Origin of the sequence: Actinopolymorpha pittospori, from assembly GCF_014873875.1 — a bacterium.
GTDB lineage: Bacteria > Actinomycetota > Actinomycetes > Propionibacteriales > Actinopolymorphaceae > Actinopolymorpha > Actinopolymorpha pittospori.
In genome coordinates, this window is the sequence record NZ_JADBEM010000001.1 from 5,128,317 (window position 1) to 5,146,259 (window position 17,943).

16 protein-coding genes, 1 tRNA gene and 1 pseudogene are annotated in these 17,943 nt (G+C 65.0%); 3 read left to right on the forward strand and 15 right to left on the reverse strand.

Features of this window, described 5'->3' with window-relative positions:
- Positions 1-301: 301 nt before the first annotated feature.
- Positions 302-733, reverse strand: coding sequence for an integrase core domain-containing protein (locus HEB94_RS54730; RefSeq protein WP_420481543.1), 432 nt, complete (start codon positions 731-733; stop codon positions 302-304).
- 360 nt (positions 734-1,093) lie between these two features.
- On the opposite strand from HEB94_RS54730, the gene ltrA reads away from it, so the two are divergent.
- On the forward strand, positions 1,094-2,371 hold the full coding sequence (gene ltrA / locus HEB94_RS24155; RefSeq protein ID WP_192751939.1) for a group II intron reverse transcriptase/maturase: 1,278 nt from the start codon (positions 1,094-1,096) through the stop codon (positions 2,369-2,371).
- Here ltrA and HEB94_RS24160 read toward each other — a convergent pair.
- The 7 genes and pseudogenes from HEB94_RS24160 to HEB94_RS24190 form a co-directional block, all read right to left on the reverse strand.
- The gene (locus HEB94_RS24160) at positions 2,320-3,141 is read right to left on the reverse strand and encodes an IS3 family transposase (protein WP_192751940.1); all 822 of its coding nucleotides are present in this window, start codon (positions 3,139-3,141) and stop codon (positions 2,320-2,322) included. The two genes, ltrA and HEB94_RS24160, sit on opposite strands and share 52 nt — an antisense overlap.
- Positions 3,138-3,428, reverse strand: coding sequence for a transposase (locus tag HEB94_RS24165; RefSeq protein WP_273376281.1), 291 nt, complete (start codon positions 3,426-3,428; stop codon positions 3,138-3,140). Before HEB94_RS24165 ends, HEB94_RS24160 begins: the two co-directional genes overlap by 4 nt.
- Before the next feature lie 64 nt (positions 3,429-3,492).
- A pseudogene (locus HEB94_RS24170) lies at positions 3,493-3,663 on the reverse strand (integrase core domain-containing protein); the annotation flags it as partial.
- A gap of 16 nt (positions 3,664-3,679) precedes the next feature.
- Positions 3,680-4,762: an IS110 family RNA-guided transposase gene (locus HEB94_RS24175; protein WP_192752012.1), complete on the reverse strand. Its 1,083-nt coding sequence runs from the start codon at positions 4,760-4,762 to the stop codon at positions 3,680-3,682.
- Between the two features lie 300 nt (positions 4,763-5,062).
- The gene (locus HEB94_RS24180; protein WP_202896514.1) at positions 5,063-6,145 is read right to left on the reverse strand and encodes an IS630 family transposase; all 1,083 of its coding nucleotides are present in this window, start codon (positions 6,143-6,145) and stop codon (positions 5,063-5,065) included.
- An 18-nt stretch (positions 6,146-6,163) separates the two neighbouring features.
- On the reverse strand, positions 6,164-6,847 hold the full coding sequence (locus HEB94_RS24185) for a DDE-type integrase/transposase/recombinase (protein ID WP_192752014.1): 684 nt from the start codon (positions 6,845-6,847) through the stop codon (positions 6,164-6,166).
- Positions 6,844-7,173: a hypothetical protein gene (locus HEB94_RS24190; RefSeq protein WP_192748057.1), complete on the reverse strand. Its 330-nt coding sequence runs from the start codon at positions 7,171-7,173 to the stop codon at positions 6,844-6,846. The genes HEB94_RS24185 and HEB94_RS24190 overlap by 4 nt, the downstream gene beginning before the upstream one ends.
- An 849-nt stretch (positions 7,174-8,022) precedes the next feature.
- Here HEB94_RS24190 and HEB94_RS24195 point away from each other — a divergent pair.
- Together HEB94_RS24195 and HEB94_RS24200 are read left to right on the forward strand one after the other, a co-directional pair.
- Positions 8,023-8,631 carry a transposase family protein gene (locus HEB94_RS24195; RefSeq protein ID WP_202896515.1) on the forward strand — a complete coding sequence of 203 codons (609 nt, stop codon included), beginning with the start codon at positions 8,023-8,025 and terminating at the stop codon, positions 8,629-8,631.
- Between the two features lie 69 nt (positions 8,632-8,700).
- A complete protein-coding gene (locus HEB94_RS24200; RefSeq protein WP_192752015.1) occupies positions 8,701-9,492 on the forward strand; it encodes a methyltransferase domain-containing protein in 792 nt (263 codons plus the stop codon).
- Positions 9,493-9,953: 461 nt separating this feature from the next.
- On the opposite strand, the gene HEB94_RS24205 is transcribed toward HEB94_RS24200, so the two are convergent.
- From HEB94_RS24205 to orn, 7 genes are all read right to left on the reverse strand, one after another.
- A complete protein-coding gene (locus HEB94_RS24205) occupies positions 9,954-10,346 on the reverse strand; it encodes an alpha/beta fold hydrolase (RefSeq protein WP_192752016.1) in 393 nt (130 codons plus the stop codon).
- A 79-nt stretch (positions 10,347-10,425) separates the two neighbouring features.
- Complete coding sequence (locus HEB94_RS24210; protein ID WP_202896516.1) at positions 10,426-10,659, reverse strand: hypothetical protein; 234 nt, start codon at positions 10,657-10,659, stop codon at positions 10,426-10,428.
- Positions 10,660-10,982: 323 nt separating this feature from the next.
- A complete protein-coding gene (locus tag HEB94_RS24215) occupies positions 10,983-11,588 on the reverse strand; it encodes a hypothetical protein (RefSeq protein ID WP_192752017.1) in 606 nt (201 codons plus the stop codon).
- A gap of 376 nt (positions 11,589-11,964) precedes the next feature.
- On the reverse strand, positions 11,965-15,084 hold the full coding sequence (locus HEB94_RS24220; RefSeq protein ID WP_202896517.1) for a WD40/YVTN/BNR-like repeat-containing protein: 3,120 nt from the start codon (positions 15,082-15,084) through the stop codon (positions 11,965-11,967).
- A 665-nt stretch (positions 15,085-15,749) separates the two neighbouring features.
- A complete protein-coding gene (locus tag HEB94_RS24225; protein ID WP_192752018.1) occupies positions 15,750-16,982 on the reverse strand; it encodes a tyrosine-type recombinase/integrase in 1,233 nt (410 codons plus the stop codon).
- A gap of 78 nt (positions 16,983-17,060) precedes the next feature.
- A tRNA-His gene (locus HEB94_RS24230) sits at positions 17,061-17,136 on the reverse strand.
- A gap of 99 nt (positions 17,137-17,235) precedes the next feature.
- The gene (orn, locus tag HEB94_RS24235; protein WP_192752019.1) at positions 17,236-17,916 is read right to left on the reverse strand and encodes an oligoribonuclease; all 681 of its coding nucleotides are present in this window, start codon (positions 17,914-17,916) and stop codon (positions 17,236-17,238) included.
- Positions 17,917-17,943 lie beyond the last annotated feature (27 nt).

The following is a 17,943-nucleotide window of genomic DNA, read 5'->3' on the forward strand; positions in this document are numbered from 1 at the left end:
CCCCGAGCCCGACCAGGAGGACGGGGTCTACGCACTGTGCTGCGACCAACTCGCCGCCCCCGTCCCGGAAGGTGTCAAGTCAAGTGAGACAGGTTGTGCCTAGCGGATGGGTTGTTCCTGCTCGAGGGGCTGGTTGATCCAGGCGACCTCGGGAAGGTGGGGTGGTCGGGGGCGCCGGGTGAACCGTTGGGGGTGCGCAGCGTAGGCCTGGTTGAGGGTGTGCTGTCGCTGGATACGGATCTGGTCGGCGGTGCCGAAGTGATGCGCCCCGAACCTTCCGGACAGCTATTTAGCGACTAATTCACGCTGCGAGCTGCCGGTTCAGGTATTCTTTGTAGACCTGTTTCGGGGTCCGGTACTGGAGCCCTGAGTGGCGACGTACGGAATTGTAGCGTAGCTCGATGTACCGAGCAATGTCACGGTACACGTGTGCCCGGGTGGGATACTGAGTGCGGTGGACGCGTTCGTTCTTGAGCGCGGCGAAGAACGATTCGGCCATGGCGTTGGTGTGTCCTGAAGGGAGCTGAGGTTTTCTGTTGTAGAAGGCAGAATGATCGGCAGTGACCATGCTGTTGCAGAGATGAAGGTAGGTCCTTCGGTATCGGTATACAGGTACTGGTGCCAAACCGCCGCGAGCTGCTGTGGTGAATGAGCCATGGTGGTGAACGTCCGCGGAAAAGCCGTCGTGAGAGGCGGCAGGTATGAGCCAAGAAGGCGAACGAGAGTGAACCATCGACGACGTGTCGTTAAGCCAGGGGGCATCAAAACTAGGGCCTTAATGCTGTCCTGGGATAAGTCAGAGGGAAACCTGTCTACTGCTCTGGCGGTGCCCGGCATGAAGATGGCGCGAGTTTGGCTTCGGCTCTGCAGCGGAACAGGAGAACTCCTCGGCACGACACGGGTTCCAGTGGATTGGAGCAGGAACCCATCGGGAGATCGGCAAGCGGCTAATCCGCGAGCCGCAGAGTACCGGGCACGTGCCAGGAGGGCGGAACGTCTCGTAGTAGTGATGAAGCGCCCGTAATGGGCGCGGAGCGAAGGAGACGTGTCGTCGAGTGTCGTCCAGCGATCAACCAAGCACGGGAGGAATTGCGTGGGCGAGACAAGATCAGCAGGTAAGTCGTTTGACATTCCGAGAACGCTGATATGGAAGGCATACCTGAAAGTCAGTGACAACAAGGGTGCGGCAGGGGTCGACGGGCAGTCGTTGGCAGAGTTTGAAGAGGATCTTCAGAACAATCTGTTCAAGCTCTGGAACAGGATGTCGTCGGGGAGTTATTTCCCAGCGCCGGTAAAGGCCGTTCCCATCCCGAAGCCGGATGGTGGCACACGGATCCTCGGAGTGCCCACTATCGCCGACCGGATAGCGCAGACGGCCGTGGCGATGATCCTGGAGCCGGACGTGGACCCCGTGTTCCACTCCGATTCCTACGGTTATCGTCCAGGGAAGTCTGCGCTGGACGCGGTGGAGGTGTGCAAGCAGCGGTGCTGGAGACGCCCATGGGTGGTCGATCTGGACATCCAGGGTTTCTTCGACAACGTTCCGCACGCTCAGATCGTCGCCGCGGTGGAGAAACACACCGACCTGCCGTGGGTTGTGCTGTATGTGAAACGGTGGCTTGTCGCGCCGGTTCAGCAGCCAGACGGTAGTCGTGTCGTTCCCGTCAAGGGAACTCCACAAGGATCGGCAATCTCACCATTGTTGTCGAATCTCTTCCTGCACTACGCGTTGGACTCCTGGCTGGCCAGGAAGTATCCGGTGGTGCGGTTCGAGAGGTACTGCGACGACGTTGTCCTGCACTGTTACAGTCAGCGGCAAGCGAAGTTCATTCGCCATGTTGTTGCCGAACGGTTGCTGGAGTTCGGGTTGGTCTGTCACCCGGACAAGACCCGCATCGTCTACTGCAAGCAGGAGGGGCGAGATGAGGAGTACCCGGTGACGAGCTTCACGTTCCTGGGCTTCGATTTTCGTCGCGCCCCTATCCGTCGCCGTGACGGCGTGCTGATGTGCGGGTTCGTCCCGCTCGTCGGCAAGGCTGCGTTGAAGTCGATGGCGCGGGTCATCCGGCAGTGGAAGCTGGGTCGCAGGACCAGTCTGAGTTTTCGGGGCCTCGCCGCGATGGTCAATCCCATCGTATCGGGGTGGATCAACTACTATGGGCGCTTCTACAAGTCCAGGTTGATGCACTTTCTAGAGCAGCAGATCAATCCCTTCCTGGTGAAGTGGGCGATGCGGAAATACAAGCGACTGCGCCGTGCCAAGGGAAAGACGCGCCGGAAACTGGCCGAGATAGCGTCAGCGTTTCCAGCGATGTTCGCTCACTGGAAACACGGCGCGATGCCTACTGGTTCGACGGTGGGAGCCCGGTGACGGGAGACTGTCACGCCGGGTTCTGAGAGCAGCGGCGGGTGAAATTCCCGCCGCTGACTCACCTCGTAACAGATTCCTGTTCGCCCGACCGATTGACTGAGCTTGTGTTTCTTCAGAGTCGCGGCGAACGTGGCAGACGTGTAGTTGCTGCCGCGGTCGGAGTGGAATATCGCTTGGTCGGCGAGGTCGTGATTTCGGGCGGCCATTTCGATAGCCTTCTCGATGAGCTGGGTCTTGTAGTTGTCGTCCATCGCCCACCCAATCACTGCCTTGGTGTGGCAGTCGATGACGGTCGCCAGATAAACCCATCCCTCCCAGGTTTCGATATAGGTAATATCGCCGACCATCTTCTGCCCGGGGGCGTCGGCGGTGAAGTCGCGTTGGACGAGGTCGGGGATGTGAGGAACCAACCCGTCCCCCTCAGTCAGGCTCAACCGCCAGGGCTTGGGTTGGCAGGGCTCCAAGCCCAGCTCGCGCATCACGGACCGGACGAGCTCGGGCCCGCACGGCACGCCCCAGTCGGCCAGGTCCGCATGGACTCGCCGGTACCCGTAGGTGCCGTCGGAGTCGTCGAAAGATTTGTTGATGAAAAGCTTAAGCTCTTCGCGCCGTTCGGAGGTTGCCGACATCGGCCGGCCACGCCATTCATAGAATCCGGACCGGGACACTTCCAGGAGCGCGCACATCTTTACGATGGACAGCGTGGGTTCGGTGTTCGTAGCGATGTTTGTGGCATACTCCGCGTCGATGAACTCGAACGTGTCGCTCACCGATGATCTTTGGCAAAGTACGCTGCGGCTTTTTTCAGGAACTCGTTCTCCATGCGCAGTTCCCGCGCCTCACGCTCGAGTTCACGAAGCCGCGCGCGCTCACTGACGGTCAACGCCGGCTCGTCATCTGAATGCTCGCGACGGTAGTCGTTGACCCAATTGCCAAGGGTCGCCTCGTGGACACCGAGTTCCTTAGCAACCTGGGCGATCGGACGAGAGGTCTCGACCACCATCTTCACGGCCTCTTCTTTGAACTCGGCAGAGTAGTTCCTGCGGTGTTGTGGCAACTTTCTTCCCTTCCGGATTACCCAATCTTAGTTGGGCCGCTGTCCGGAAGGTTCGGGGCACCTCAAAGTGCACCGAGGCTGGGGTGTGCATGCCGATCCCGGAGTGCCTGTGCTCGTGGTTGTAGGCCGCGAAGAAGCGGTCGCAGAAGTTGCGGGCGTCTTGCAGGGACCCGAATCGCTGCGGAAAGTCTGGCACGTATTTCATGGTTTTGAATTGGGCTTCTGAGTAGGGGTTGATGCTCCTATAGATGTCAAGCGGCTTGGGGAAGATCTGTTCCGGTGGCGGCGGCTCTGCGTGGCGTTGGGCACAGGATGTGGTAGATCTCGCGTGCGATGTAGCGCTTGAGGCAGCGCATGATCTCGGCCTTGCTCTTGCCTTCGGCGAGGCGGCGGGCCATGTACTTCTGGCTGGGGTCGTGCCAACGTAGGCGTACCACGGCGACACGGTGGAGCGTGGCGTTGGCTTGGCGGTCCCCACCGCGGTTGAGTCGATGACGGTTGGTCTTGCCTGAGGAGGCAGGGATCGGGTTCGAGCCGCACAACGCGGCAAACGCCGCCTCGGAGCGTAGCCGCCGCGGGTTGTCGCCGGCGGTGAGGAGGATCTGCGCGGCACCGTCGGGTCCGATGCCGAAGACGTCGAGGAGTCGGGGCGCGGCGCGGCCGGCTAGGCGTGCGATGTCGGCCTGCAGTGCCTTGATCTCAGCCCGCAGCGCGAGGTTGCGCTGAGCCAGGAGACGCAGCGTGTGGTGGGCGACTGCGGTTGGTGTGGTCAGTTCGCCCGGTTCGAACGCGGCGCAGCGCTCAAGCAGCTTGCCAACCGCTAGGTCGGCCAGTTGCTCCCGCAGCTGCGCTGGTGCTGTCACCAGGATCGCCTTGATTTGGTTGATGGCCTGGGTGCGGGTCTTGACCGCGGAGTCTTTGGCCATCTTGAGCATGCGGAGCATCTCGGCGTCGCCGTCGGCGTGCTTGGGAGTGCTCGCGGCGACACCGGACAGCACGGCTCTGGCGGCCATCTCCGCGTCGATGGGGTCGCTCTTGCCGCGGCGGTGGCGGGTGGCCCGGTCGGGCCGGTTGACCTCGATGACGCGGTGCCCGCGTCGGCGCAGCACCCGGGCGAGTTCGGCACCGTAGGAACCCGTGCCCTCCAGGCCGAAGGCGTCGACCTGGCCGAGCGCGACGGCCCACCGCTCGAGCTGGTCATAGCCAGTCTGCGTAGTCGGGATATGTAGTTCGTCCAGGCGGGCCCCAAGCTGGCTGAGTGCGACCGCGACGTGGGTGTCGGCGTGGGTGTCCACCCCGATCGTGATCCGCCGGTTGTCCTCGGGGTGCGGCATGCTGGTGATGGCTGTCTCCTCCGTCGTGAGCGGTGGTGGTGGTCACCGCCGGACGGGCGGGCGGACAGGACTGCGACGGGGCCTCTAGGCCAGGCTCCTATCAGGTCACTGCCCGACCGGCCGGCGGGCCAGACGCCTCCCCGGACACGGGCCGACAGATCAACCCGAAGGCACCGGAGGCCGGTCATTAGAGGGGTCAGACCCGGCCCGGGGAGGCATAAGAAAATCATCACAGTCATTCGATGTGCGGGGACGGGAATGGGACCGCAGGACGCCTAGTGTTGCGTGATTCTGGTCGCGTTATTTCGCGTTGTTGTCGACGAGTTTCTTGATGTTGGTCTGGACGAGGCGGACCTTGGCGAGGATCTCTTCGCTGGTAGCGGTCCAGGCGAACGGCTTCGCGTCGACGTTCCAGGTGTCGATGTAGTCCTTGATCTGTTTGATCAGCACGTTCACCGAGGTGAAGGTGCCGCGGCGGATCGACTGGCGGGTCAGGATCCCGAACCACGTCTCGATCTGGTTGATCCAGCTCGATCCGACCGGGGTGAAGTGGAACCTGACGTGCGGATTCTCCTCCAGCCAGGCCTCCACCTCCGGCGTGGTGTGGGTGGACAGGTTGTCCAACACGACATGGACCTCTTTGCCCGTATGAGGTTTGACGGCCTTCTTCAAGAAGGCCAGGAAGTTCACCCCGTCCCGGGTCGGCCTGCACTCCCCGACGACCTGGCCGGTGCCCACATCCAAAGCGGCGAACAGGTTCGTGACACCGTGCCGCACATAGTCGTGGGTGCGTTTCTCGGTCACGCCGAAGTCCAACGGCAGCAACGGCTGGGTCCGGTCCAACGCCTGGATCTGAGTCTTCTCATCGATGGAGAGCACCACCGCACCACCGGGCGGGTCCAGATACAACCCGACCACATCGGAGACCTTCTCCGCGAACGCGGGATCCCTGGACAACTTGAACGTGGCATGCCGGTGCGGCGCAAGCCCCTCCTCCCGCCACACCCGAGCCACATAGCTCCACGACACACAGATCCCCTCGACCCGCTTCAGATACCCAGCCAACCCACGGGTCGACCAGTGCGACAGCCCCGTCTCCACCGGCGGAGAAGTCCTGGTCAACGCCACCACCCGAGCCCGCACCCGCGGTGGAACCTGCACCCGCGGCGCAGCCCGATCACGATCCTCCAACCCGGCCAGGCCATGCTCGGCGTGGCGGCGGACCCACCGATCCACCGTCGGCAACGACACCCCCGCCAACTCCGCGATGTCCTTACGACGCCGACCTTCCCCATGCCACAACACGATCCGCGCCCGAGTCGCCAGCACAGCCGACACATCCCGACTGTTCACCAACGCCCGCAACTCAGCGTCCTGCTCCACCGAAAGCTCCACACCGAGTCAACGAGCCACAACACGAAAAGTAACGCAACCAGAATCACGCAACACTAGATCGACCAGTAGCTCCGACACGGGTTTGGAGACCATGGCCCCGCCTCGGTCGGCGTGGATTGTGTGTGGTTCGACCCCGTTACGGTTGACCGCGTCGGTGAGGAAATCTCTGGCCAGCACCGCGTCCTCGGCTGCAGCGACCAACCACCCCGTGACGTAGCGGGAGAAGATATCGAGGATGACGTAACACTTGTACCAGACGCCTTTGGCCGGTCCTTTCAACGCGGTGATATCCCACGACCAGACCTCACTTGGGCCGCGGGCAGCCAACTCCGGTCGCACTCGTGGTGGATGGGTGGCTACCCGGCGCCGCTCGGAGGTCTGCCCGGCGGCGCGGGCGATCCGATACATGGTGGACATTGAGCACCAGTACCTGCCCTCGTCCAGCTCACGAGCCCAGACCTGGGGGATCGCCAGGTCCGCGTAGGCAGGGCTCGCGAGCAGGTCGAGCACGCGGGTGCGCTCGGCCTGGGTCAGCGTCTGCGGCGGTGGTGTGCGTGGTAGCCGGGGACCGTGCACCACGGGCTTGGGGTTGGCGTGGCGGTAGTGGGTGGCCCGGGAGATCCCGGTCAGCGCACACGCCTTCTGCACGGAGATCGCTGCCGCACGCAACTGCGTGAGGGAGGCCTTCATGACGTCTTCGACGGAGGTTCGTTCTCCGCGCTCTCGGAGAGTCCTTCCAAGAGCGCGTGCGCTTTTCCCATGATGTCCAACGCCATCCGTGTTTTCGTCAGCTCGGATTTCAGTTTCTCGTTCTGGCGGCGCAGTTTCTCCAACTCGACCTGTTCGGCGGATTTCCTCGGTCGGCCCGCCGGGACTGGTGTGTTGGTCGCGTCGGACAGGGCGCCGGCGTCGCGGGCCCGTGTCCATTCGATGACGTGGGAGGAGTACAAGCCCTCGCGGCGCAGGATCGCGCCTTTCTCGCCGTTGGGTGCGTTCTCGTACTCGGCGACGATCATCAGCTTGTACTCCGGGCTGAACACTCGTCGTGACGGTCGGGGTGCCGGATCGGTCTCTTCGGCCGGAGGGGTGGACGGCCTGGGCTGCTTGTCGGGTGGTGGGGACACGTGCACAAGGATCTCCGATCCCGCCCTCGGTCAGGAACCCCCGTACTCACTCGGGGTGTCTCACACCAGCCTGACAAAGAGGGTCCAACTCCTAGCCAGCCTCGCCGCCGTCACACCCGAAGGCGCCAACGCCTGTTGCGCAGACCCCGGCAAGCCAGACGGTGCCTGTGAGCAGGCAGACCAACCCGTCGGATAGGACTCAAGGTCGGGGATCGCCCTGGACGCGGAAGCGACAGGCGCCCCGGTTGACAAGCAAGCCCATCAGTCTGTGGACAGTAAGAGCGGGGTGACGGCGAGTTACGACATCATTGTGCGCACGTTCGGGGCGAGCCAACCTCGCGCCTGCCGGCCACGCCCATGGGGAGGTGGGGCGGGCACGTCGGAAGGAACCCCGGACGCTGATCAACAAGCAGGGACCTACCGTAGGGGCGGTCAGACCGCAATACCCGAGGTTCCGCAGTGCGTCTCCGTGGGCCGATCGAGCCCATGCTCGCCAAGAGCATCGACCGCCTGCCCCCACCGCCTGCCGAAGGGTCCGCGACGAACCGAAGTTCGACGGGTACCTTCACTGAACCTGTCAACCTGCATTGAACGTTGCTGAGGTTTGGGGGCTCTTCGAAATTGGTGGGGGTTTGAGCGCCGGGCGGGGTTCCACTGTGGACCCTGACTGATAGATGCCCGCAGCTCTCGTAGATCATGTTGTTGTCGAAGCAAGATGATCACAACAGAAGAGCTACGGGCGTGGTAAACGATACGACGCGGTTGTTGGGCCTTGACGGCCTGGCCGTGGTCGGGGTCGCCGACGACCCCGACGGACCGGTGGTGCACCTGGTCACCGCTGACGAGTGGGCACGCTACTGCCCGGACTGTGGCACCCAGGCGCGGCGGTCGAAGGGCCGGCGGGTGACCCGGCCGCGTGACCTGCCGGTCGGTGGCCGCCGACCGCGGTTGGTGTGGGCCAAGCGCCGCTGGCGCTGCGACGAGCCGGCGTGCCGGCGTCGCTCGTTCACCGAGTCGGTCCCGGCAGTACCGCCGCGCAAGCGGCCAACCACACGGTTACGGGCTGCGGCCGGGGCGGCGGTGGCCGATCAGGGCCGCACGGTCGTCCAGGCGGCTCGGGACCATGCGCTGTCCTGGCCGGTCGTCGCGGCGGCGTTCACCAGTCACGCCCGGGCGGTGCTGCCGGCCCAGCCCGAGCCGGTGCAGGTGCTCGGTATCGACGAGATCCGCCGAGGACGGCCGAGATGGATCCCCGACGAGGTCCGCGGGGTCTGGCAGACCGCCGTGGACCGTTGGCACGTCACGTGGGCACCTCGACGCCCGCTAATTTCGTTGAGCCCGCACCTGTGATCGTGTTGGCTAGCGGCACCGAACTGTCAGTACTGCTGGTGTCCGCTTGGCTGTAGCAGGGAGTTAAACGTGCAGGACATTGTCGTCGACCCCGGTGCCCATAATCGGGCAGCCTGGGACAAGTATGTCCAGGAGGGCAACGAGTGGTCGAGGCCGGTGAGTGCTGAGGATGTCGAGCGCGCCCGCATGGGCGACTGGTCGATTGTTCTCATCGGGCGTGAGCCAGTCGACCGCTCCTGGCTGCCGACGGACCTGACCGGCAAGGACGTGTTGTGCCTGGCCTCCGGCGGTGGCCAGCAGGGTCCGATCCTCGCCGCCGCAGGGGCGCGGGTCACCGTGTTCGACAACTCGCCCCGCCAGCTCGGCCAGGACCAGATGGTGGCGGCGCGCGACGGACTCGAGCTGCGCACCGTCCTGGGTGACATGCGCGACCTCGACGCCTTCGGCGACGCAGCATTCGAGCTGGTGTTCCACCCGGTCTCGAACTTATTTGTACCCGACTTGGCACCGGTGTGGCGTGAGTGCTTCCGCGTCCTGCGACCGGGCGGAACTCTGCTCGTGGGCTTCCTCAACCCTGATGTGTACTTGTTCGACCACGAGGCCCTCGATGAGCGCGGCGAGCTGGTCGTCGTGCACAAGCTGCCCTACAGCGATGTCACGCAGTACTCCGCCGAGGAACGCGCCACGAAGTTCGGCGCGGATGCCCCTCTTGAATATAGTCACACCCTCACCGACCAGATCGGCGGGCAACTCGCCGCGGGGTTCGTCCTCACCGGCTTCGCAGAAGCACCGGACCAATCCAACGCATCCGCCCAATACATGTCGAACTATTTTGCGACGCTGGCGGTCAAGCCAGGCTGACCCAGCCGCGGCGCCGGCCGAGACGGCCGTGAACAACGACATGCCATTCGAAGATTGGCCACTGGTGTATTCGATTTGGCCAATCTCCGACTGGCCAAGTGGAGCGCTGTGCCAGCCGACCCCCACTAACTTCGCTGACCCGGTTTGGGTTCGGTCTTGACCGCCCGCCGCCTTGTCAGGTCACCACCCATGGTGCTTCAGCCAATCGGGCACCACGGCCGTTGCTGGGCTGTCAGGATCGCCGAGACCGCAGCCGCCGTGGTCAAGACCAGCGAATTCGGCGACATCGATCCCAAGACCGCGAAGGATGTGCTGGTCCTTGAGCGATACGCGCTGCGCGTCCAGAGTGCCCCAGTACATCAATTTCGGTGCTGCTATCCGACGAAGCTCGGCGTGCCAGTTGTAGCTATGGAACGAGTTCCAGAAGGTCCGGGGGCCGACTGAGACTCGGCGCTCTCGGTTCATCCGGGCAAGCCACGCGTCGGACAACCACGCAGCACGTTGAACCCGCCGCACACCATCAGGCGAGTCCGGGGAGTTGCTTGAGCGATCGTGCAGGCCATTGCGCCACTCTGCGAGAAGCCCCACACCGCGAACTCGGGAATGTCTTCTTGGTCGCAGACCGCGAGGATCTGTTCGTGAATGCCGGTTGAGGGGTAGGGGTCTGGGCGGTCGCTTCGGCAGAACCCGAGCGGCTCGATCTGCACCATCGTGTATTGGTCCGCGAGTCGCTCGAACGGTACATACGAGCCGCGGTCCTTCTTCGGCATCACCACCGCGGGGCCGCTCCCGGCCACCGCGTATCGGAGCTGATGACCGGCAAACGTTGCAGTCTTCCAGCGCACCGCGTCCACGACACCTCCTGGAGCCGGCGAGTCACACTCAGGCCAGTTGCCGGGATGCTATGTGAGAGCGCCGACAGTTGTACCCAGGTCAACGAGCCGGGGCGTCAGCGGCGGCCGATTGACTCTCGGCCTCGGCGCGACGCTGGCGCAGATGCTTCAGCGACTCCTCCAATGCGGCGACTTCACCGAGCCAGGCCCTGTCCTGCGCCTCGGCCAAGCGTGCTTGGCGGCGTTCGATGAAGTGCTGGTGTGCGGCAATCACTTCCTCGGGGAACACAGCGGTGTAGCCGCGGGTGGTGTCGAGGTTGAGATGGCCGAGCAACCAGTCGAAAGATCGGCACCGCGCCTCGGGCCGACCCAACCGCAGCGAGGGCAAGACGCACCAGCAGGCCGTCATTGCTTCCGCTCGACGACGCATCAACGTCCTCCACGCCATGCTCGGCAACCGGACGCCGTACGATGCGGCTTACGACCAGGCCGCTTGATCTAGACGAGGGCGATCGTGCTACCAGCCGGGCGAGCATCGCTTTCAGCGAGGACATAGCCTGAGGTGGCTAGTCAGTGACCAGTTCCGGTTGAGGTGACCGGCCAGAGGTCCTCGGAGTTTGGCAGCGTCGGCTGCAATGCGCGACCGTTCAGGCGGCATCACTCAACGATGATGGTGGCCTGCCATAGACGTGTTGGTGGTAGGCAGGCCGGACGAGTATGCAGGCAGCCGATGTCATCGGTTGCCGAAATCACGGCCCTGCCGATCCGGATTGCGGTGAAGGTGGCGCGGGCGGGCTCCTGGGTTGGGTAGCCGCCGCCTGCATCGCTTCGGCGCACCACAGTTCCGGTGGCGGCGGGCACGTGCCAGGCAAAGCCGCCCGTCCCGGCAAGGATGACGTGTGCGGACTGGCCACGGTGCAGTCGTACCGTCGCATTGACGTCCGTGGCGGTGAGTGTTGCCGGGCCAGTGAGCCTGGGCGGTGCACTAGGGGTGGGCACGCTGGTGACGCGCACTGGGGTAGCGGTGGCGGTTCCGGCGGTGGCGGTTCCGGTCGTGGCGGTGCTCGCGCTCGTCACCGTGTCGCCGGTAGGTGCATCCGAGTCGAGGCTGCCGGGCTCGACGCCCGACATGGATCCACATCCGGTCACAGCGGCAAGCACCATGAAGGTTGCCGCCAATTTCAAAGAATTCGTCACGAACCGCAGACGTGGCGCGACGCCGACGGGTTGCCTGAGCCCTTCTGGGGACAGGCTCAACACCATAGGCGCCATGCTGCCCGACGTCTTGCCCGCCGCCTGACGGCGCTTGTAGTCCCGGTCTTTGCGCCTCCTTCCGCAGCGGTCTTGGCCGCTCTCCGCTCCGTAGGCGGCTCGGGCCGCGACCGCTTCAACGAGGCCGTGAGGGCGGATGTCGCTCGGCGCGGAAGTTAGCTGGCGGCGGTGGAAGTCGAAGTGCTGTGTGGGAAGGCGTAGACGTCAGCGTGGGTCATGAAGCCTTGAATGCCCTGCCCAATGTTGCGGGGTGCCTCCTTGGAGAGGCGGTTCCTCCCTCGCCGAGAGGTGCGCCTTGCCGACATCTATTCCTCGAGCAGCGGCCGGCGGGATGCGCCGGCCGCCGCTGGACATGCGGGCGCTTGACTCAGCTACAGAGCGTCCCGCACGTGTGGAGGATGTTGTCTAGTTTCTTCACGGCGTCGTTGAGCTGGTCGTGGACTTGCCCGTAACGGGTGAAGGCGTCGCGGCCAAGCTTCTGGTCCGCATGTGTCGTCATCCCGTACAGATAGTCGATCTGGTCGATCAACATCGGCTGCGGATAGCTGGGTTCGTTCGGATCGGTGACGATGGTGGCCTCGAGTTCGGCGAGTTGCTGACGGGCCTTGTCCGCCTCGGGGCCGGTCTCGTCGGCGAGGTTTTGCTGGGCGGTTTCGATGCGGGCGGCGGTCCGTCGTGCCTGGCTGAGCGTGTCGACGATCTTCTTGCTGAGTCCCAGCTGCTCGTTCAGGTCGGCCTGCTTGACTCCTTCGGCCGTCACGCGCGGGTCTTCGACCACCTTCAGAGTGCGGGTCTGGCTCCACTTCCCGACGGTCAGGCGCACCTCATAGGTGCCGGGTACGGCCAGTGGGCCATCCTCGCCCCGGTTGTTGACGTTGGCGTCCCAGGGGCCGTGGTGGGCGAGGTCCCATTGGACGCGGTGCATGCCGGGACCCTTGGGGATCACCGGTGTGCCGGCACGCTCCAACGGCGGGTTGTCACCGGCGGGTTCGCTGGAGAAGGCGCGAACCAGGCGACCGTCCTTGGTGCGGATCTCGAGCTTTACTTCGCCAGCGGGCTCCTTCGCGAGGTAGTAGTCGATCAACGCCCCGGCCGGTGGGTACATGCCGCCCGAGGTGGAGTAACGCATCCGGTAGGCGTCGTCGGGAGCGAACAGGTACTGCTTGGCCTGTTCGACCTTCGCGGTCAGCTGACGCAATGGAGTCAGGTCATCGAGCACCCAGAACCCGCGCCCCATGGTCGAGAGTACGAGGTCTCCGTCGTGGACCTTGATGTCGGTGACTGGCGTGCGCGGCAGGTTCTGCTGGAAGGGCTGCCAGTGGGCGCCGTCGTCGAAGGAGACGTACATCCCAAGGTCGGTGCCGGCGTAGAGCAGGCCTTCGCGTTCGGGATCCTCGCGGATCACGTGGGTCGGGGCGTTGGCGGGGATGCCGTTCTTGCCGTCGGTCAGCAGGGTCCAGCTACGCCCGTAGTCCTCCGTCTTGTAGATGTAGGGCCGGAAGTCGTCGAGCAGGTAGCGGTAGACGGCGTAGTAGGCGGTGCCGGGATCGTGCGGGGACGGTTCGATGTTCTGGACCCGCCCGCCGGGCGGCAGGCTGTCCGGGGTGACGTCGGTCCACTTCTTCCCATCGTTGCGGGTGACGTGGAAGGGCCCGTCGTTCGAACCGACCCAGATCAGTCCCTTGGCCAGGGGTGACTCCTCGATCGCATACAGGGTGCTGTAGAACTCCTCACCGGTGACGTCGCGTGTGATCGGCTCACCGGAGATGCCCTGCGTGCCGGGCGGCCGGGCGGTCAGGTCCGGACTGATCCGCTGCCAGTGCTCGCCCTCGTCGGTGGTGCGGTGAACATACTGCGATCCGTAGTAGACCACCTTCGGATCGTGTGACGAGACCTCGATAGGCGAGGTCCGCTGGAACCGGTACGGCAGGTCCTTCGGCGCGTGGCCGTACATGTAATAGTTGCCAACCCCGGTGTTCTTCTCCTGGCCGGTGCGCAGGTTGTAGACGCTGAACTCGCCCTTGCAGTTGCCGTAGATGATGTCGGCGTCACCCGGCTTCGGCACAGCCGGCCCGGTCTCACAACCGGAGATGCTCTGCCACCACGCGGTCGGACCCGCCGTGGCGTGCGTGCCTGGCGGCAGGTTCGGTACGCAGATCGTGCTGGCGTCCTGCTGGCCCGCGCAGGCCGAATACGGGAAGCGGTCGTTCAGGTCGACCTGGTAGAGCTCGGCGGTGGGCTGGTTCAACTGGGTGGACCAGGTCTGCCCACCGTTCAGCGTGACGTTCGCGCCACCATCGTTGCTCTCGATCATGATCTGAGGGTTGTCAGGGCTGATCCACAGGTCGTGGTTGTCACCGTGCGGTGTCGGCCTGGTCTGCCAGGTCTTGCCGCCATCGGTGGACTTGAAGAACCCCTCGTCGAGCACGTAAACGACGTCGGCGTTGGTCGGATCCACTTCCATGTTCGTGTAGTAGAAGGGGCGTTCCATCAGGCGGTCGTCGCCGCTGACGAAGGTCCACGACTCGCCGGAGTCGTCGGAACGGTAGAGCCCCTCCTTCGGCTCCGGAGCCTCCAGCAGGGCGTAGACACGTTCGGGATCCGCGGCCGAGACAGACAGGTCGATCTTTCCGACCAGGCCGTCTGGCAGCCCCTTCGACAGGTGCTTCCACGACTTGCCGCCGTCGGTGGACTTGTAGATGCCGGCGCCGTCCTTGACGGTCGTTCCGCTGATGATCGTCCACGGCTTGCGTTGCGCGCGCCACGCAGATGCGTACACGACGTTCGGATTGCCCGGCGCCAGGACCAGGCCATAGACGCCGATCTCCGGGGAGATGTAGAGGACCTTCTTCCAGGTCCGGCCACCGTCGGTGGTCTTGTAGACGCCCCGCTCGGGACCCGACCCGAACGGGTCGCCGATCGCCCCCACGTAGACCGTGTTGGGATCCTTGGGGTCGACCGCCATCCGGCCGATCTGCCCGACCCCTTCGAGCCCGACGTGCGTCCACGTCTTGCCGGCGTCGGTGGACTTGTAGACCCCGTTGCCGATGATGACGTTGCTGCGCAGCCCGGACGACCCTGTTCCGACGTAGATGATGTCGGGGTCGGACGGCGCCACCCGGATGGCGCCGATCGAGCCGTTGTCGAAGAAGCCGTCGGAGATGTTGTTCCAGGTCTGGCCGAAGTCGGTGGTCTTCCACACTCCTCCGCCGGTCGCACCCATGTAGAAGGTGGACGGCTGGCTCGGGATGCCCTCCACGGCGGTGACCCGGCCACCCCGGCTGGGGCCGATGTCGCGGTAGGACAGGTCCTCGAACAGGGCCGGATCGACGGTGACGTTGGGATCTGGTGCCTGGAGCGGAGCGGCTGACTTCGCGAGCGCGGCCACCGCCCGGGCTGGCGGCCCCTCCTGCGGTACGGCCAACCGGGCCTGGGCTGCCGGGGCGTTGCTACCGGCGATGACGAGTGATCCGGCAAGGACAGCCAAAGCGGGGATGGTCCGAGCGCGGGTTGTCCACGCACGGGACAAGACGTTCAACTCTGCCTCCTCATTACGCGGGACTGGCGGCGGTAGGAGTGGTCCGGATCCGTGGCCAGATCAACTCCGAGCAGTCGTCACCAGGATCGAACCGCGCGTTCGATGGCAAAACGGACAGCGCTGAACGTACTTATGTAGATACTCAAAGTAAAGAAGTCGGTGACAGATTGTCCGGTTCTGTCGCTCGACGTAACGGATGGGGCTTCTACGCCGTTTAGGCCGCGCAGGAGCCGTAACCTGCGTGCGGCGGACACGACACCTCCGCCTGGATGGGCACCGTCGACTGAGTGCCGCAGGCGATGGCGCACGGGCGGGCTCAACCCTTGTCAGGGACCCAGTGTCGCCGGCCTCGGTGCCCGAGGAGGGCTGGCGATGGATCGCGAGTTCGCTTGACGGAGGGGCGGTCTGTCAATGGTTTTGTCAATGAAACGCCGTCGTCGGGGGCCATCCGTGACAGTCCAGACAGGCAAAGGGCCAGGTCAGCAGACGTCAGACAGCTCGCTCGGGGCTGGTCGGCCCTCTTTTAATCCGCGGGTTCCGAGTTCAGCTTCCGGTTGACCGCTGCGTCTGAACGCCTGTACGCCGTCGGCCAGACGGTCGCTGGCGGGTCGAACCTAGACAGGGGGAAGCTCGCGAAGACCTGCGAGCGCATGCGACGCCGCTTGTGCTGCCTGCGCCTGCAGGTCTGGCATGAGGTCGCCGTAGACGTCGATCGTGGTCTGGATCGACTCGTGGCCCAGCCGCTGCTGGATGGCGACCAGGCCGATCCCCGCGTCGATGAGCCAGGAGACGTGGGTGTGACGCAGGTCGTGGATGCGGGGCGTCTTGGTGAGGGTGCCGGGGCATCCGCACGGCTGCGGGTCCCGGCCGGCCGCCTTCGCGGCTGCGAGCTCGGCGTCGCAATGGGTGTCGCACAGCTGTGCCCGCGTCCTGGCCGGCACCCACACCCGCTGCCGGAAGTTCGCGTGGTGCACGTGGGCGACGCCGCGGCGGGCCGTGAACAGCCAGTCGTCGGCGGGCCGGCCACCCCGCAGCGGTCGGAGCACGTCGACCAACTCTGGCGGCATGGTGATCGTGCGGCGGGACTTGCGGGTCTTGGGCGGGCCGATCTCCCAGCCGCCCGGTACCCGTTTCCACGCCCGGGTGATCCGGATCGTTCCGGCGTCCGGATCGACGTCGCGGACACGTAGCGCGGTCGCCTCACCCCACCGCATGCCGGTGCCGACGAGGGTCAGCACGAGCGGCTGCCAGTAGTCGGGGAGCTGGTTGTAGAGGGCCGCGAACTCGCCGCGGGTGAGGTAGCAGACCTCGCCGGCGTCCTCGTCGCCTGCCTGGGGGAGCCGGATCCGCCGGCATGGGTTCGTTTTGACCGGGAAGTCGTCGTGCTCCACGGCGTAGGAGAATGCGGCGGTCAGCAGAGCGCGGGCGTTCTTGATCGACTTCTGAGAGAGACCGCGCCCGAGGAGGGTGTTGGTCGCCCGGGACACCTTGTCGCGGTTGATCGCATCGACGGGGAGTGTGCCGATTCCGGCCGTGTCGGCGCCGTAGGTGCGGGCGTAGAGGCGGGTGTACTCGGCGCGGGTGCCGTCGGAGACCGAGGTGAGGTGCTCGATGTAGTGGGCCATCATCGCGTCGAGGGTGGTGACCTGCTCGATCGTGGTGGCGGTCTGCCGGTCGAGCCACTGGTCGGCGGCGGCGGACCCTTCGGCTTCGAGGTAGAGCCGGTACAGGTCGGCGACCTTCCGGTCGTCGAAGGTCATGGACCGTTCGCTGCCGTTCTCGCGCCAACGCACCTGGTGGGTGGTGGTCTTGCCGTCTGCCCAGACGAGTTCGCGGAGGCTGGCCATGAGGCTGATCCTAGTGGCCGAGTGTGGATGGGAACCGATCTTCCCATCCACACTCGCTGCGTTTCCGCAGGTCAGCCGTGGGGTGAGTGACGGGGCTCGAACCCGCGACACCTGGGATCACAACCCAGTGCTCTACCAGCTGAGCTACACCCACCACGTCGTAGGTGGAGTGAACCCCCTACGAACGACTGCCGCAGATTATCTCTGCGGCGGGAAAAGTATAGCCAAGGCCCGGTGGGGCCCTGCAACGAGATCAGGCCCCGGTGTCGGCGGTGGTGTCGGTGGCAGGTCCGGCGGCTGCCTGACCGCCCGCGTCGGTGGCCGGTCCGGACCGGGTCGGGTGGCCCACGATGTCGTCGGCGATCGCCTTCGCGGCGGTCGTGTCCGGCCCGGGCTGGGGTACGAAGACCGCGGCGCGGTAGTAGCGGAGCTCGTCGATCGACTCGCGGATGTCGGCCAGGGCCCGGTGGTTGCCGACCTTGGCGGGACTCGCGAAGTATGCCCGGGGGTACCACCGTCGGGCCAGCTCCTTGATCGAGGAGACGTCGACGATGCGGTAGTGCAGGTGCTGCTCGAGGTTGGGCATGTCGCGGGCCAGGAAGGCGCGGTCCGTGGCCACGGTGTTGCCGGCCAGGGGCGCCTTCCTGGGCTCGGGCGCGTAGGTGCGGACGTAGGACAGGACCCGCTCCTCCGCCTCCGCGAGGGAGATCCCCTCGGCGAGCTCGTCCAGCAGCCCGGAGGAGGTGTGCATGGTGCGCACGACCTCACGCATCTGCTCCAAGGCCTGCTGCGGCGGCTTCACCACCAGGTCGACGCCGTCACCGAGGACGTTGAGCTGTCCGTCGGTGACGAGGGCGGCCACTTCGATCAGCGCGTCGGCTCCCAGGTCGAGCCCTGTCATCTCACAGTCGATCCACACCAAGCGGTCGTACATAACCCTCAAGAGTAGGCGGTGACTCTG